This window comes from Nocardiopsis gilva YIM 90087 (assembly GCF_002263495.1).
Lineage (GTDB): Bacteria > Actinomycetota > Actinomycetes > Streptosporangiales > Streptosporangiaceae > Nocardiopsis_C > Nocardiopsis_C gilva.
The window spans coordinates 1,975,291-1,991,826 of the sequence record NZ_CP022753.1 but is presented as its reverse complement, the minus strand read 5'-3'; the positions used below and the strand labels follow the sequence as shown (position 1 = coordinate 1,991,826).

Sequence of the window (16,536 nt, the reverse complement as noted above, 5' to 3'; positions counted from 1 at the left end):
GCGAAGCAATCGCCACCACCGCCCGGCGATCTGAGATTTCCCGCCTGTGGACAACCGGCGGGCGAGGACGCGGCACCGGAACGCCTAACCTGGAATCCGATGAACACTCCGACCGCGATCTCCACTCCCGCCGGAAGCGCCCCGGTGACGGTCGTGGAGCAACAGGTTTGGCAGGAGCGCGAAGCGCGGCACCACGAGCGGGTGGACACGCTGGTCGCCGGCCACCTCGAACGCCGCCGCGAGCGCGTCGCGCACCCGGTCGAGGACTTCCTGTTCACCTACTACAGCTACAAGCCCACGCAGCTGCGCCGCTGGTACCCGGGGGCCGGGGTGGTCCTGCTCGGCGAGGCCGCCCGCCGCCGACTCGACGAGCGGTTCTTCACCGAAGTCCGGGTCACCGGGCCGGACGGCGACCCGGCGGTCGGCGTGGGGCTCGACCTGGAGGCGTTCGTTGCCAAGCGGGGCTCGACCGCCCGGTTCGTGGTCTCGCTGCTCAGCGCGGTCGCGTCGCGCCCCGCCCACCTGGGCTGCTTCGGTCTGCACGAATGGGCGATGGTGTACCGGAGGAACCAGGACGAGGTGCGGCATTCCTCGGTACCGCTGCGCCTCGGTGCAGAGGGGACCGACCAGGTCGTGGAGTCGCACCGGATCCAGTGCTCGCACTATGACGCCTTCCGGTTCTTCACCCCGGAGGCCCGCCCCCTGAACCGGGTGCGGCCGTCCCGCGAGACCCAGGTCGAACTGGACCAGCCGGGCTGCCTGCACGCCACCATGGACCTGTACAAGTGGGCCTACAAGCTGGCCCCGGCCGTGCCCGGCGAACTGCTGGTGGACTGCTTCGAGCTGGCGCGCGACGTGCGCGAGCTGGATATGCGCGCCTCCCCCTACGACCTCGGCGACTACGGGTACGAGCCGGTGCGGATCGAGACCGCTCAGGGCAAGGCCGAGTACATGGCCGCGCAGGAGGACTTCGCCGAGCGGGGGACGGCGCTGCGCGGCCGGCTCCTGGAGGCCTGCGCCCCACTCGTCGGGACCGGCACCGCCGACCGGGGGTGATCGGTCTCCCACTACGGCGAGGCCAGCGCGAGCGCGACACACGAGGGGCGGGTACCCGCAGGTACCCGCCCCTCGTCGCGCCGTGGCCTCGGGCCGCTCGGCGCGTCGACTACTGCTCTAGGACTCCGCCGACTCCTCAGCCACCGCGCCGTCCGCCGCGGCCTTCCTCTTGCGGGCGTAGAACATCGCCACGCCGCCACCCGCGATCGCCACGACGGCCGCGGCGACGAGACCGCCCAGAGCGGCACCGGTCACCGGAAGGCCGCCGGTACTCGCGGTGTCGGCCTTCTCCTCATCGGTCTCGGGCTCGGAGGCGGGGGCAGGAGAGGCGTCCTCGGCGTCCGGCTGCCCGGCTTCGGCCTCAGGCGTCGGGCTCGGCGTGTCCGCCTCGTCCTTCTCGGACTCCTCCGGCTCGCCCTTGTCCTTCCCGTCGGGCTTGCTCGGAGTCTCCTCGTCCTTACCGCCCTTACCCTGGTCCTTCTCCGTTCCCTCGTCGGACTCCTTCGCGTCCTCGTCGGGCGTCTCCTCGGTCTCGCAGTCGACCCAGAAGACCTTCTGCTTGGCGTGGCCGTTCTCGCCGTCGAAGTTCCAGAAGAGCTTGTAGTGACCGTCCGGCAGCGTGTGGGTCTCGGTGCTGCCGTGGCCCTCGTCATCCAGCACCAGGTCGCCTTCCAAGACGACCGGGCGCTTCTTGGCGCTCTCCCCGGGCGGCCACTCGCGGATCTTCCACCAGACCTTCTGGGCGGAGTCGAAGTGGGAACCGACCACGGTGAACTCGCAGACGTGCGGCTCGTTGCGCATGTCGTCCGGTGCTGTGTCGGGGTCGTGGACCTTCACGGTTCCGTTGTCACCGGGAGGACCGTCGCGCTGTTCCTTCTCGGCCGGGAGGTCGGCGGAGTCGGTCGTGCTGGCGAAGGCGCTCGCACCGGAGAGGCCGAGCGTCGCGCCGAAGAAGAACACGGTGCCAAAAGCGATGCGCGAGGCACGGGAGACACGAGTGTGCCAGGTGTACAAGGGATGGCTCCCAAGAAATTCGGGGGATGTGGGAAGAGGAGGCCTAACCTAGCGCGTCATTTCGGACGTCCGGTGCAACTCCCGTCACGGTCCCATAACACCTTCTGTGGTCTGGGAAAACGTACGTATGAATCTCAGTGCGAACCGCGACACCGCGTCATTCTTGCCCCGCGGAACGCAAACGTCGGGGCGTGATGCGCCGTTTTCCCGACGCATCACGCCCCGACACCGAAGATCGCGGGATCAGGCGTTCGCGGCCACCAGCGCCATACTCATCACCGTCGCGATTACGAGCGAGACCGTTACGGACAGCCCGAAGCACACGATTCGGAACCAGGTCCAGCGCGCCCGCACCACCGCCACTCGGGGCCAGTGCCAGATCCCGACCACGAGGGCCGCCACGACCGCACCCGCCGCCAGCGCCCACAGAACGGGCGGCGTCACCGCCCAGCTGCCGACACGCTGGGCGAGGATCAGCACGGCCAGCGCTCCCAGCGGCATCGAGATGATCCGCAGCCGGTCCAGGTGACGCTGCCCGACGAGCGTCCTGCGGCGCGCCATCAGCGCCACCGCGAGCAGCGGCGGAAGGGCGACCATGAGCAGCGTCTGGACCAGAAGGAGCCAGGTTGGCGCGGCCAGCTCGCCCTCGGCCACGGGCGGCACCTCGGGCGCCCCCATCGCGCGCGGGCCAATCGCGGCGGCGTCCACCGCGAAGCTGTTGGAGATCGCGATGACCGCACGGTCACCCTGATAGCCGATGAACGCGGTCGAACCGTAGGTGGCGCCGCTGTGCTGGGTCAGTTCGACGCCGTCGCCGAAGTCGGTGGTGATCCACGCCAGTCCGAGCCGGGTCTCGTCAACGGGTCCCTCGTGCGTCGGCTCGGCAGCCGACGCACCCGGCGCGGTCCCGTCCATCATCGCCCGCACCAGGCGCTCCAAATCGGCGGTGGTGGACCAGGTGCCGACACCGGCCGGGGCGTAGTGGACGGCGTTCCACGGCTCGGTGCGCGCGCCCGACTCCGCGTGCGGGACCGCCGCGCCTTCGGGGATGTCGTCGGTGTCGGCGCCGAGGATGAAGGTGTCGTCCATGCCGAGGGGGTCCAGCACGCGCTCGTGCACCAGCTCGGGATACGGCGTGCCGCTCTCCCGGGCCAGTGCCTCGCCGAGGACGGCGAAGCCGAAGTTGGAGTAGGCCCATTCACCCGGGGTCTCCAGCTGCGCCACGGCCAGGGAGTCCGCCACCGGTGGAATCGCGGTGTACGGGTCCCGCAGTGTTCCCGCCGTGATCGAGGCCGTTCCCATCGTCTCCATGGGCACGCGAGCCAGTCCGGAGCGGTGGGTGGCCAGCTCCTCCAGGGTGATCTCGGCGACGTCGGCGGAGGCGAAGTCGACGTCGGGGAAAATGTCACCGAGCGTCCGGTCCAGCCGGGTCTCGCCGTTCTCCACGAGGTCGGCCAGCGTCATCGCGGTGACGACCTTGAACACCGACCCGGTCTCGAAGGGCGTGTCGGGGGTGACCGTGGTGCGCCCGTCGGCGGTGCCGCCCTCGACGGCCTGCCGCTCCGCGCCGTCGATGCGGACAACGGACAGTCCCTGCGCCCGGTCCTCCACGCCCTTGATGGAGGCGGCGACGGACTTGGCCAGCTCGGGATCGCCCTCGAGCTCGATCGGGCCGTGGCCCTTGTTCGGCATCACCGCAAAGGCCAGCACCGCGACCACAATGCCGATCACACCCGCCACGGCCCACGCCCGCCGGGGTGCCCGCGCGGGCAGCGGCGGGCCGGAAGGTGGTGGGTCGGCGGGTGCCGCGTGGTCATGGGGGACGTTCTGTACCGCAGACATGCCCCAAGCGTCGCGAAGCCCGCAGTCCCTTGGTAGAAGGCAATGTCATCGATCGCTGATGAGAATCGCCCAGACGCCGCATGACAGATGTCATGCCGCTGATGTCCTCGGCTCTCGCCCCAACGGTGGTCTCGGGCGCCGTCAGCGGCCTCACAGCAACCCGGCGAGCCGGTAGAGCACCAGCGATCCCGCGACCGCCACGTTCAGGCTCAGGCCCGTGCCGATCATGGGGATCTCCACGGATCCGTCGACCAGTTCGAGGGCATCGGGCGGGATGCCGTCGCGTTCGTGGCCGAGCACTGCGACGGTCGGCTGCCGAGCGGGCGGGAGGTCGGCGAGACGTGTGGCCTCGTCGGTCAGTTCGACGGCCAGGATCCGCGATCCCCGGTCACGCTCCCGCTCCAGCCAGGTGAGCTGGTCGCCGGTCCAGTGCGTGCAGGTCGGTCGGCGCAGGGTGTTGCCGCGCGCGAGCGCTTCGGGGACCCAGGGCAGGCGCGGGACCGCGAGACAGGCGCCCACAGCGTCGCAGGTGCGCAGGAGTGTGCCGAGGTTGGCGCCGTGCATCGGCCAGAGCGGCGCGGCATAGAGGTGATCCCAGCAGCGGTGCGGGCGGCGTCGGCGGGAGGTGCGAAGTTCCTTGCGCGGGCGGACCCGCGGGGCGCTCATCGGAGCCGGGAGGCGCCCTCCCGAGGCGTGTGCGTCATGCATGGGGTGTTTCGGCGGCACACCCGGAGCCATCATCGACGTCGAAACGAACTCAGCCTCTCACCTTAGGGCACACTCGCGCAGCGGCCAACGGCACGAGAGCGGCGACGCGGGCGCCGTGGCCGAACCCGCCAGCGCCGTCGGCGAGCCGCGCTCAGTCACCACCTCCACCACCTCCACTTTCGCCCCCACCGCCGGAGTCGCCACCGGCCTCGCCGCCCGTACCCCCGGAACCACCGGATGACCCAGCGCCTCCGCCGCTGTCCGCGCCGCTGCTCGAACCGGCCGAAACCGCACAGTCCGCGGCGAAGCCGCAGAGGCCGCTGATGCCCACCGCGTCAGACCCACCAGGGTCGCCCTGGCCCAGGTTCTCCGTCACCAGGCGGGGAGCGGGGTCAGGGTCGGCGCAGCTCCGTGCGGGCATCCGCCGCATGTCGGCGAACCCACGCAGCGCCGTGAAACGCAGGGCGTCCTCCAGGGCGAGGCGCCTGTCGGCATCCGATCCGGGGGCGACATAGCGCTCCCGAGCCTGGGTGAGGAGCTCGTCACCCGCTGCGGTGCGCGATGTCAGGTCGCCGCCGGTGATCGCTCCCAGGACACGCAATATCGCCCAGGAAACGGCTAGCGCCGCGCCGAAGCCGAGGGTCTGGGCCGCCATATCCCGCGTCCACGAGTCCCCTGCCGCGACGTAGACGACTCCCCCCGCGACCAGGCCGAGAAGTCCGACGTAGCCGATCCATTTGAGCAGGTTCAGCGTCCAGACGCGCATGTGGAGCGCGCGTTCCAGCTCCGCTGATTCGGCGAGGAGTCCGAGACCGGCGAGGCGCTGCCGAACACTCCGCCGATCGGAGGCGGCCATCGCGGCGCGGATGAGGCGGTTCGCGCTGCTGGACTGCGCGGTGCGCAGTTCCCGCAGGATGGCGCGCTCCATCGGGTCGTCTTCGCCGACGCGAGGCTGACGCGGGCCGACGACGGTGAATGTGCCGTCGTCCTGACGGCGGATCCGACCCCTCAGGTACATCCCGGTCAACGCCACTTCGGCCATGCGCCGCCGCCCACCCGCGAGACAGGCCAGTTCCGTCGGGGAAAGCTTGTCGGCATTGGGGAAGGAGACGGGAGACTCCTCCTGGCACAGGGCTCGGTGCACGAGGAATCCGCGCATCTCGAAAATGCCGAGGACCACGACAATGACGAGTATCTCCGAAGCGAGGATCACGATGGGAATATATCCGTACGGATCCGTCACGAGACCTCCTCGGCGCGACCGGACCTCGACGAATGGGAACCATAAGCGGACGTCATCACCGCTCCTATTCTCCCCTCCCCTCAGGTGGAAACGGGATTCCGCACCACAGTCGATCATCCGCCGCGGCCGCGCAAACCACACGTAAGCCGGGATACCGCCCCCGTTCAGCCCGAGGTCAGAACCCGGCCCGCCCTGCCGCCTATAACAGCGGCCATGACCCTCTCCCGCCAGCGTTTCCTCACCATAGGCGCGGGTACGCTCGCCGCCTCCCTCCTGCCCCCGTCCGTGCACACCGCCCTCGCCCGCCCAATCCGCCCCGGCGGCCTGGAGGCTGTCGAGCACGTCGTCTTCCTCATGCAGGAGAACCGTTCCTTCGACCACTACTTCGGTGCGCTGAAAGGCGTACGGGGATTCGGCGACCGCAACGCCATCGAACTGCCCGACGGCGGAAGCGTCTTCGAACAGCCGGCCGGCTGGGGCAGGACCGTGCTGCCGTTCCCGGTCCGGGACGCCGCGGACCTGGTGAAGAAGAACCTGCAGTACATCGGGGCGCTGCCGCACTACTGGACCGACGGACAGCGGGCGCGCGGCGACGGCTGGCACGACGGGTGGGTCCCGGCGAAGGGCGCCGCCACGATGACCTACTACGAGCGACAGGACATTCCGTTCCAGTACGAGCTGGCGGACACCTTCACCATCTGCGACCACTACTTCTGCTCGGTGCTGTCGTCCACCAGCCCCAACCGCAACTACCACTTCACCGGGTACACGGGACACGAGCCGGGTACGCGGCGTCGCGCGGTCGGCAACGACGCCTACGCGGAGGACAGGCACCCGGGATACGACTGGGTGACGTGCGCGGAGCTGCTGGAGCAGGCCGGGGTGAGCTGGAACGTCTACCAAGAGTGGGACAACTTCACCGACAACCAGCTGGAGTTCTACGCGACGTTCAAGGACATCGCGGTCAAGGCGCTCCAGGGCGACTACCCGGCGATGGTCTACTACTACGAGGCGCTGAGCAAGGCGACGCCGGAGGAGCGTGAGCGGATGGAGGCGCGCCTGGACGAGGGGGTCGCCCAGCTCAGCGACCACGAGCGGCGTCTGTTCGAGCGGGCGTTGCGACGCCACCCCACCGGCCGGACGGCGGCGGCGTTCCGCGACGATGTCGAGACGGGGAAGCTGCCGCGGGTGTCCTACATCGTCCCGTCGGCCGCCGACTCCGAGCACCCCTCGGCGTCGTCACCGATCCAGAGCGCGAACATCACCTACCAGGTGCTGGACGCGATCGCGTCGAACCCTGAGGTGTGGGACTCGACGGTGCTGTTCATCAACTACGACGAGAACGACGGCTTCTTCGACCACATGCCGCCACCGGCTCCCCCGGAGGGCGTGGACGATGAGTTCTATGCCGGGGATCCGATCGGGCTCGGCATGCGGGTGCCGATGATCGTGGTCTCGCCGTGGACGGTCGGCGGGTACGTCAACTCCCAGGTGTTCGACCACACCGCGTCGGTGCGGTTCCTGGAGAAGCGGTTCGGTGTGAAGGCACCGGACATCAGTGCCTGGAGGCGCACGGTCTCCGGCGACTTGACGTCGGTGTTCGACTTCAGCGGGGCTAGTGCGGCACCGCGGCCAACCGCGCCGGGGGAGGTCCCGCCCTTCGACGGCCGATGGAAGCCGAAACCACCGCGCGAGCAGCGGATGCCCGACCAGGAACCGGGGACGCGCCCGGCCCGTGCACTGCCCTACCAGCCCGACGCGTTCGCCCGGGCGGTGGACGGGGAGGTAGAGCTGACGCTGCGGAACCAGGGCACCGAGAGCGTCCACCTCATCCTGTTCCCGTACGGTGACGAGTTGCCGCGCCCGCGCCACTTCGACGTGTCAGGGGAGACCACAGCGCGTATCCCGGTCGACGGCGACTATCACCTCGCTCTCACCGGCCCCAACGGCTTCCGCCGCGAGTTCGCGGGATCGGTCGCGGAGGGTGCCTCGCACGCGGCCGAGGTCAGCACGGAGATCAAGCCGACCCCACGCAAACTGCACCTTCGGATCGCTAACAACGGATCGCGATCACTAACGTTCACCGTTCAGGCGAAGGCCTACGCGGAGCAGCCTGAGCAGACGCTCACCGTACGGCCCTCTTCCCAACACACCGTGGTGTGGCCGACCAAGGACAGTCACGGCTGGTACGACCTGGAAGTCACGCTGGCAGAGGACGACGGTTTCGCGCGCCGTCTCGTCGGCCACATCGAGAACGGCGACGAGAGCATCACCGGCTGACCCCCATCACTCATCGGAAGATCCACGCTGGTGGCCGGACACCTTCCCCAGTGCCCGGCCACCACGGCGACGATGACGGCACCGGCCGGTCGACCGCGGTGGAGGACTCGGGGCTAGAATCGGCACCGCTGACCGGAACCCCACACGGAAGCGATGGCCGAAATTCCCCTGTCAATCCCACCAACCACCATCGACCTGAACCTCCCACCCACTAGAATCACCACAGAAATCGCGGAATCGCGGAATCGCGGAATCGCGGAATCGCGGAATCGCGGAATCGCGGAATCGCGGAATCGCGGAATCGCGGAATCGCGGAATCGCGGAATCGCGGAATCGCAGCGACCACTGTTGCCCAGGCGGCCTCCTCTCCTAAGAGATCCCGCTGATGGGCCTACCGTACGTACGGGCCCAGGCAGGTGACGACGCACAGCGCTGGACCACCTTCGCCAACCCCCACGTGGTCCTCGCCATCGCGCGCACCTTCACCTCCACCGCCCGCCTCCTCGACGCGCTCTCGGCCTTCCGGGGAGACCACCGAATCCAGGTGGTTTTCACCTTCGACGACACCTCGGCCTTCAACGCCGGGACGGAAGCCCTGCTCCGTGACCACGACGTATGCCTGCTCCCCTGGGATGAGGCACGACGCAAGACACATGCCCATCTGGTCCTCACCGCCAGCGAGAATGTCGATCTGACCGATTTCAAGGCGCCCATCGTCGTCCTCCCGCACGGAATCGGATTCCAGAAGTACGTTCCGGACTCACTCACCAATCGACGCCGCCTTTCCGGTGTCGTCCGTGAAGAATTCACCGACGCGCCAAACGTGCACATGGTGCTCTCGCACCCCGCCCAGCGCGAGCAGCTTCGTTCCGACTACCCACGGCTCGCCGAGAACGCAGTGGTGATCGGCGACCCCATCCACGACAAGATTCAGGCCAGTGTCCGGCTCCGCGACGAATACCGCCGACGTCTCGGAGTGGCGGACCACCATCGGCTCGTCACCATCACCTCAACCTGGAATGGGCAAGGCCTCTTCGGCCAGCGGCCCACGCTCCCCTCGGAGCTTCTGGCCCAGCTCCCGCACGACCGCTACCGAGTGGCGGCGATCCTGCACCCCAACATCTGGTTCGCGCACAGTCCCTGGCAGGTCCGGGACTGGCTCGCTGACGCTCTCGACGCCGGGCTTCTCCTCATCCCACCGGACCGGGGGTGGGGCGCGGGCTTGGTGGCGGCCGACTGTGTGATCGGCGACCACGGGTCGGTGACCCTCTACGGTGCGGCGGTGGACCGGCCCGTGCTGATCGGTGCGTTCGGCGAGGAGTCGGTGCCGGGCACGGCGATCGCCCAGCTCGCCGTCTCGGCCCCACATCTGGAGCACAATCGCGACCTCCTGGGTCAGGTCGAGGCCACGGTGGACGACCACCGCCCCGGTCGACACGCGGCCGCCGCCGATCTGGCCTTCGCGCACGTCGGCCAGGCCGCGCGACGGCAGGCGGAGCTCTTCTACGAGCTCCTGGGTCTGACGCCCCCGACCAAGAGCGGGCGGATCCGCGCCGTTCCCGCCGCCGAACCGGAGCGCACCGCAGTCACCGCGTTCGAGGTGCACACCACGCTCACCAACCCATACACAGTTGCCGTCGACCGGTATCCGGCGGCCGTCCGCGCACCTGAGGACCCACCGCCGGGCACGATCCGACACCTCGCGGCAGCCGCGACCGAGCCCGACGACGCGCTGGCTCGCTCGGCTTCGGTGATCTACCGGGCGGGTCCTCTCCTGTGGGACCGCGCCCAGGAGTGGACCCGCTCGGCCCTCGCCCGAAACCCCGGCGCGTTGATGACCGCCGTCGGCACGCCGGACGGCTGCCTGGTGGCCATCCGCGACGGCCGGATCGTCCAGGTCTCCACACCAGAGATTCCCGCCGCACCGGACGCGCCCGACGCATGTCTCCTCGCCTCGGTCGTCTATGCGCTGCTGCGCGCTCGCAGAAAGCCGAGCGGACACCACACCCTGCGCGCTGGTACCCGCGTGTGGACCTGCTCGCTGTCCACGTTCCCTGACTGACCTTCTACCAACAACGGCGCCAGATCCTCCGTTGATCTCGGGGATATCGGCGTAATACTCGCCGGTATTACGCCGATATCCCCGAGATCAACGGAGGGGCGCGAAGGCGCATCGCGCTGGAAAGGTCGGTGGCAGTCGAACCTCGTGTCCGCGTCATCTCCTAACCTGTCGGGCATGCCGATCACCATCGACGAGGTCCCCTGGGACCACCCCGTAGGCGAGCGCCTGCGCCGGGAACAGGTGCGGGAGACGAAACAAATCTACGACGGCGAGGATCACGAAGAGGGGCCGAAGCCCTCAGCGGCGGACATCGACGTGTTCCTCCTGGCCACGGACACCGACACGGGTGAAACCGTGGGCTGCGGCGGCCTCCGCCGTCTGGACCCGACCACCTTCGAGATCAAGCGCATGTACGTGGTCCCCGAGTGGCGCGGACGCCGGATCGGGAAGGTCCTGGTCGGGGCGCTGGAAGACACTGCGGAGGAGCGGGGAGCCGCCCGGATTCGGCTGGAGACCGGCGACAGGATGCCGGACGCGATGCGGCTGTACGAACGGTGCGGCTACTACCGGATCGACCGTTACGGCTACTACGCCGACAGCGACATCAGCGTGTGCTACGAGCGTGTCCTGGTGGAGGACACGCTCTCTTCGACGCCCCGCTGACCCTCCCAGCATGACGCCCCCTCCCACCCTTCCGTTGATCTCGGGGATATTGGGGTCCCAGCGGCGATTTTTACGCCACTATCCCCGAGATCAACGGAAGGGTGGCACCGGCGGGTCTCCTCAGTCGCCGTCCTCGCCAAGATCGGCCAACCGGGCACGCACGGTTCGCGCCCGGGGGCTGCCGCCCGCCTCGTAGATCTCCACCGCCCGGGTCAGGTGACGCCGTGCCTCCTTCTCAGCACCGAGTTCGACGTGGATGTCGGCCAGGGTCTCTTGGGCCTCGGCCTCGTAGTAGCTGTGCCCGCCGTCCCGCAACGCGCGAACGGCGTCATTCAACTCGCGTGACGCTTCGCGCAGCCGCCCGGCCTGCTGGTGTACTCGCCCCAGGCTGACGCGGGCGCGCGCGGCCATGCGCTCGTCCCGCAAGGCGCGAAACCGGTCCAGGGCATTGGAGAGTTCCGTCAGCGCAATCTCATCCCGCTCGGCAGCCGCATGCGAGCAACCACGGAAGTAGACGGCCAGGGCGGCGCCGCGCCGCCCGTTCCGTCGCTCTTCCTCGGTCGCGGCAGACTGCGCGAATCGCTCGCTGAGGTCCTGGCAGCGGTCGTAGGCGGCGATGGCGCGGTCGGGATCGACCTGGTCCAGGTAGCGGCCGTGGAACTCCTGCACCGAGGAGCGCAGCATGAGGTCGTCAACGTGCGCTACGACCTCCAGCGCCCGGTCGAGCTGCTCTCCGGCCTGATCGAGCTTGCCCAGATCGGTCAAGGGGCGCGAGACGACCGAGCGCAGCCGTGCCTCGGCGCGGGCGTTGCCCGCCTTCTGGGCGGCGTCGGCGCCGATCGTTCCGGTCCGCACCCAGTCGCCGATGTAGCGGATGTTCATGTAGAGCGCGGTCGCCATCTCGGCGAGTTGCCACGCGTGATCGGAAAGCCCGGAACGCGCGGCGGCCGAGACCAGCTCCACTATGGTCTCCCGCTCCCCGTCCAGCCACTCCAGCGCCCACGCCTTGTCCCCGTCGAACGGGTCGGAGGCGTCGGCCATCAGGGGCGCGATGTCGGTGACGCGCGTCCGGGTTCCCATCACGGCCAGGTCGGCGAACGCCATCAGTGCGAGGAAGCGGTCGAGACCACGGCGGAGCCGAGCCAGCCGTTCGCGGTCGGGGTCGTCCCGGTCGGCGCGGTTGCGGGCATCAAGGTGGATGAGCGCGTGCCGGAACCGATAGCGGTCGGCTCTGCACTCCTCGATGAGATTGGCGTCGACCAGCTCACGCAACAGCGGCCGCACCTCGTTCTCGTCGATCTCCGCGACACACGCGGCCAATCCGCTGTCGACGTGGGGGCCGGGCCATGAGCCGAGTGCGCGGTAGAGGGTGGACGCTGGGGCGGAGAGGCGCCGGTAGGTGAGTCCGAAGGTGGCCGAGAGGGTGAGGTGATCGTTGACCCCCATCGCGGTCAGCCTGCGCTTCTCGTCCTCCAGTTCCTTGGCCAGGGCCCGCGCCTTCAGAGTCGGTTGCCCTCGCAGGCGTGCCGCCACCATGACGATGGCGAGCGGCAGTCCGTGGCACGCGGCGACCAGGCGGTCGGCCGCTTCCCGTTCCTCCTCGGCGATCCGTCCGTCGGCGAGCTTGATCAGCAGCTTTCGGCCGTCCTCGGCATCGAGCGGACGCAGAGTCATGGAGCGCGCTCCGTCCAGTTCGAGCTCAGCGAGCGATGGTCCGTCGCTCGCCACGAGCACCGCGCTGCCGGCTCCGGAGGGAATCAACGCCCGGACCTGCGCGGGTTCCCGTGCCCCTTCGAGGACCACCAGCGTCGCCGAATCCCGGGTGAGCGTCCGAAACTCCGCGACGCGCCCCTCGTAGGAGTCAGGCAGGTATTTCCCGCCAACGCCGAGGTGGCGGAGAAATGTCGTGACCGCCACGTCTGCATCAGCGCGCTTTTCCGCGTTGACCTGCGGAAACTCGAAATAGAACTGGCCACCGGGAAAACGGTCTCGAAGGGCCGCGGCTCCGCGCCGCAGCAACGACGACTTCCCGATTCCGTGTGCCCCCTGGAACACGACGACCTGTGCTCCGTCACGATGCCCGAGGGCGGATCCGATCCCCGCCAGGTCGGCGTCCCGGTTCACGAAACAGGCGGGAGCGGCCGGAACTTGCTGGGGAACGCGCTGCCTGCCCCTATCACTGCCATTCACGAAGGTCACCTGCCCGACGTCCCGGGCCATCAGCACCGATTCCGCCTGTCCGGAGAAATCGTTGCGTGTGTCCCCCTCGGTAACAGGCCTGTTGACCTCGGAATGTCCTTGCTCTCCATCCGTCCTCCTGCGTGGGGGGCTGCACAGGAAAAGTCCCAACGCCAGGCCACATTACGTGACAGGAACACGCGCTATCGCGACCGCATTCGGCCACCAGGAGGGCACAGGGCAGCGGGGCATCCCGTCAGGCGTTCGCGCGGGATATAGCGGGGGTGTCGCCAGCCGGGGGGTTCCGCACGATCAGAGCAAGCAGTCCGGGAAATCGGGATTCGATATCGTCCCAGCGCAACTGCGCCTTACGGCTGTTTCCCCGATCCACCTGTCGGATCAAGCCCGCCTCGCGCAGGATCCGAAAATGGTGGGCGCGCGTCGACTTCGACACCGACAGACCAAAGGACGAGCAGTGCCGCTCGGTTCCTACCGGTTCCCGGAGGAGTTCGGTCACCACCCGATAGCGCACCGGGTCGGCGAGGGCGCTCAGCACGGTCATCAGGTGGATCTCCGTGCGCACCGGGTGGCCCTCGGCGTCGGGCATGGCGGGGCTCCTCGATTGTCGGCTGCGAGATTGAGGTTCGACTTGCATCGTACCTCGGTTGCGTGCAAGTCTCAGGTTCGAATTTTTTCGAACCTGAATCCGCCGCGGGCGGACCGAGCAAGGAGAACGCCGTGACCACCCAGCCAGGCCAGCCCCAGGACCATCCCTCAGATCGGCCGCCCGCCATCGCTGAGACGGCCCACACCATGAGCCGAGACCACAACCGAAGCCAGGCACTGACGCTGGCGGCGATCCTGCTCGCGGTCTTCGTCGTGCCGACCTCGATTTCCGGGACGGCCGTGGCGCTGCCCGCGATCGGTACCGACACCGGCGCCGACATCGTGCCGCTCCAGTGGGTGGTCAACGCCTTCAACGTGGCCTTCGCGTGCTTCACCCTCGCCTGGGGTTCGCTCGCCGACATCGTCGGCCGGGTTCGGGCCTTCGCCCTGGGCGCGGGCATCTACGCGGTGGCATCGCTGGCCAGCGCGCTCGTCGGCAGCATCTACCTGCTCGACGCCGCCCGCGCCCTCGCGGGTCTGGGCGGCGCGGCCATCTTCGCCTGCGGCAGCGCCATCCTCGCCACGGTCTTCGACGGCCCGGCGCGGGCGAAGGCGTTCGCGCTCTTCGGTACGGTCGCGGGCATCGGCGTCTCCCTCGGCCCATCCCTGTCCGGACTGATCACCGAAGGGTTGGGCTGGCGCTGGGTCTTCGGCGTACACGCCCTGGCTCTTGGAGTGGTCCTGCTGGCCGTCCCGGTGATCGCACGCAACACCACCCAGACCGGCCGCGCCGGGGCGCGGATCGACGTGATCGGCAGCGCCCTGTTCATCCTCGCCATGCTGCTGCTGACCACCGGCATCGTTCAGGGCTCGCAGTGGGGCTGGGGCAGCGCGGGCGTCATCGGCCTCTTCGCCGGTACCGTCATCGTCCTCGCCGTCTTCGCCGCGGTGGAACAGCGACGCGAGGACCCCATGCTCGACCTCAGCCTGCTGCGCAACCCCCGCTTCGTCGGCCTGTGCCTGGTCCCGGTGGCCGCATCCTTCGGCTTCGTGACGATCCTGACGTACCTGCCCAGCTACCTGACGGCCGTCGGCGGCTACGGCGCGGGAACCGCCGGGCTCATCATGGTGCTGCTGACCTTCCCGGTCTTCGCCTGCCCGATGCTGGCCGCCGCCCTCGTCGACCGCGGCGTCTCCGCGCGGATGCTGGTCTACATCAGCCTCGGTTTCCTGGTGGTCGGCGACCTCACCCTTCTCCTATTCAGCCCCACCGTCTCCATCGCCGTCGTCGCCCTGCCCATGCTCGTCACCGGCGCGGGGATGGGCATCTCCGCCGGACTGGTCGACCGGCTCGCCCTGGAGATCGTCGACGAGAGCAAGGCCGGAATGGCCGCAGGATTCCTCAACACCCTCCGCCTGGGCAGCGAAGCCATCGCCGTGGCTCTGTATGGCTCGCTGCTGACCACGCTCCTGACCTCACGCATCGCCAACGGCATCAACGAATTCCCGGGAGTCGGCGACGCAGCCGCAGTCGCGAACAAGGTCGCAGGAGGCCACACATCAGGACCAGACGCCGCGATCGACGCCCGGAGCGGAGAGGGCAGAGCTTTCCTCGACTTCCTCATCCACTCCTACGACGGCGCCTTCCACACCGTTCTCCTCATCCTCGCGGGAATCTGTCTCCTGCTCTTCCTCCTTATCGGCGCTCTCATGCGTACCGGGAACCGGTCGACCATGATCACCAAAATGCGGGCGAAGTCGGCGAGTCGCTAGAGTTCTCTTCGAGAACGGCGATTTAGCAGGAGCGTGAGTGTTCGACCCCGACGGCATCCCCTCGATCCAACAGCTGGTCCGGGAAACGACAGCGAGAGATTCACGACTCCTCGACGGCGTGCTTGACGACGTCGAAGTCCTCAGGGGAGAAGTCAGGCCGATCCAACCGCGTCACACGAGCGCGGTTTCGCTCGTCGCTTCCGACGGCGGCGACAACCGGTTGGAATTCAACCCGTTCACCCTGCAGGTCGTGCAGATCGTCGACAGCCACGGCGTCGCCATGTTCACCGATGTGGTGTCTCCGACCACCGACACCGTCGCCCTCGGGCGGAGACACCTCGACGACCCGAACAGCGCTCTCGGCTATCTCATGCGCGACCTCGGCGTCTCCTCGCTCGCCGAGCTGAGCCCGATGATCCCACCAGAACCGTCCTTCGCGCGGTGGCCAATGGTCTTTCGTGACCTGTGCGAATGGGCGGTGCTCTACTTCCTCATCCGCGACCGCAACTGGGGAACGAACACCCTGATCGTGCGCGATGGCCTCCTGAGGTCCAGGGTCTTCGCCGGGAACCTCTTCCACGCGATGTACGAGCGGATACAGGAGTCCATCACCATCGCGAAAAAGCGTTGGAAACGGGACATTTTTCTGGTCGGAATCGCCAAGCGGAGCGAGGTCGTAGAGCGCTATCGGCTCGCCATGTCCATCGCGGGTCTCTTCCCGAGAGGGCATCCGTATTTTGCAGCCGTTCCCTACAAGCTCCAGCGCGCCGTCTACCAGCGCGCCGACTACATCCGGCCACCCGACGCCCCGGACGCCCCCGCTCGCGTGGCAGAGCCGAGTTACAACATGGGCGCGATGCACCTCGTGAGATTCGGGCGGGAGTCGGGCGACCCGGTGTGGACGGTCGACCTGCTCCATTCCCAACGCGAGCGCGCCCAAGAGGTGTTCGGTTGCCTGCTGCACGACGCTCAGGCGGGCTTTCCCGTGCCGTACTACCCGCTGTGCCTCCAGGAGGCCGATCACCACGCCCAGGTCACCGACTTCGACCTGCAGATCCTGCAGGACACCCTCTGGAGGACGCGGTGCGCGGCCAGATCCCTGAGGAGCGGC

12 protein-coding genes are annotated in these 16,536 nt (G+C 68.5%); 5 read left to right on the top strand and 7 right to left on the bottom strand.

What is annotated here, in order from left to right; all coding sequences use genetic code 11:
- The first annotated feature begins 99 nt into the window (after window positions 1-99).
- Entirely contained in the window at window positions 100-1,056 is a 957-nt protein-coding gene (locus CDO52_RS09275) for a hypothetical protein (RefSeq protein WP_017617525.1), read from the top strand.
- 117 nt (window positions 1,057-1,173) lie between these two features.
- On the opposite strand, the gene CDO52_RS28650 is transcribed toward CDO52_RS09275, so the two are convergent.
- The 4 genes from CDO52_RS28650 to CDO52_RS09255 form a co-directional block, all read right to left on the bottom strand.
- Window positions 1,174-2,070 (bottom strand): hypothetical protein, encoded by an 897-nt coding sequence (locus CDO52_RS28650; RefSeq protein WP_017617524.1) that lies wholly within the window; start codon window positions 2,068-2,070, stop codon window positions 1,174-1,176.
- Between the two features lie 243 nt (window positions 2,071-2,313).
- A complete protein-coding gene (locus CDO52_RS09265) occupies window positions 2,314-3,912 on the bottom strand; it encodes a serine hydrolase domain-containing protein (RefSeq protein WP_094932320.1) in 1,599 nt (532 codons plus the stop codon).
- A 150-nt stretch (window positions 3,913-4,062) separates the two neighbouring features.
- Window positions 4,063-4,578, bottom strand: coding sequence for a TrmH family RNA methyltransferase (locus CDO52_RS09260; protein ID WP_017617522.1), 516 nt, complete (start codon window positions 4,576-4,578; stop codon window positions 4,063-4,065).
- A gap of 193 nt (window positions 4,579-4,771) precedes the next feature.
- Entirely contained in the window at window positions 4,772-5,863 is a 1,092-nt protein-coding gene (locus tag CDO52_RS09255) for a TIGR04222 domain-containing membrane protein (protein ID WP_157745509.1), read from the bottom strand.
- A gap of 213 nt (window positions 5,864-6,076) precedes the next feature.
- On the opposite strand from CDO52_RS09255, the gene CDO52_RS09250 reads away from it, so the two are divergent.
- The 3 genes from CDO52_RS09250 to CDO52_RS09240 all read left to right on the top strand — a co-directional run bounded on the left by CDO52_RS09250 (window position 6,077) and on the right by CDO52_RS09240 (window position 10,868).
- Window positions 6,077-8,143 carry a phosphocholine-specific phospholipase C gene (locus tag CDO52_RS09250; protein WP_017617520.1) on the top strand — a complete coding sequence of 689 codons (2,067 nt, stop codon included), beginning with the start codon at window positions 6,077-6,079 and terminating at the stop codon, window positions 8,141-8,143.
- Window positions 8,144-8,528: 385 nt separating this feature from the next.
- Window positions 8,529-10,205 (top strand): hypothetical protein, encoded by a 1,677-nt coding sequence (locus CDO52_RS09245; protein ID WP_017617519.1) that lies wholly within the window; start codon window positions 8,529-8,531, stop codon window positions 10,203-10,205.
- Between the two features lie 174 nt (window positions 10,206-10,379).
- A complete protein-coding gene (locus tag CDO52_RS09240; RefSeq protein WP_017617518.1) occupies window positions 10,380-10,868 on the top strand; it encodes a GNAT family N-acetyltransferase in 489 nt (162 codons plus the stop codon).
- A 120-nt stretch (window positions 10,869-10,988) separates the two neighbouring features.
- Here CDO52_RS09240 and CDO52_RS09235 read toward each other — a convergent pair whose 3' ends face one another.
- A complete protein-coding gene (locus tag CDO52_RS09235; protein WP_157745506.1) occupies window positions 10,989-12,992 on the bottom strand; it encodes a tetratricopeptide repeat protein in 2,004 nt (667 codons plus the stop codon).
- Window positions 12,993-13,302: 310 nt separating this feature from the next.
- A complete protein-coding gene (locus tag CDO52_RS09230; protein WP_017617516.1) occupies window positions 13,303-13,653 on the bottom strand; it encodes a winged helix-turn-helix domain-containing protein in 351 nt (116 codons plus the stop codon).
- Between the two features lie 131 nt (window positions 13,654-13,784).
- Between CDO52_RS09230 and CDO52_RS09225 the strand changes: the two genes are divergently transcribed.
- Window positions 13,785-15,425: an MFS transporter gene (locus CDO52_RS09225; RefSeq protein WP_017617515.1), complete on the top strand. Its 1,641-nt coding sequence runs from the start codon at window positions 13,785-13,787 to the stop codon at window positions 15,423-15,425.
- Window positions 15,426-15,525: 100 nt separating this feature from the next.
- Here CDO52_RS09225 and CDO52_RS27345 read toward each other — a convergent pair whose 3' ends face one another.
- Window positions 15,526-16,452 (bottom strand): hypothetical protein, encoded by a 927-nt coding sequence (locus CDO52_RS27345; protein WP_161627233.1) that lies wholly within the window; start codon window positions 16,450-16,452, stop codon window positions 15,526-15,528.
- Window positions 16,453-16,536: the final 84 nt, after the last annotated feature.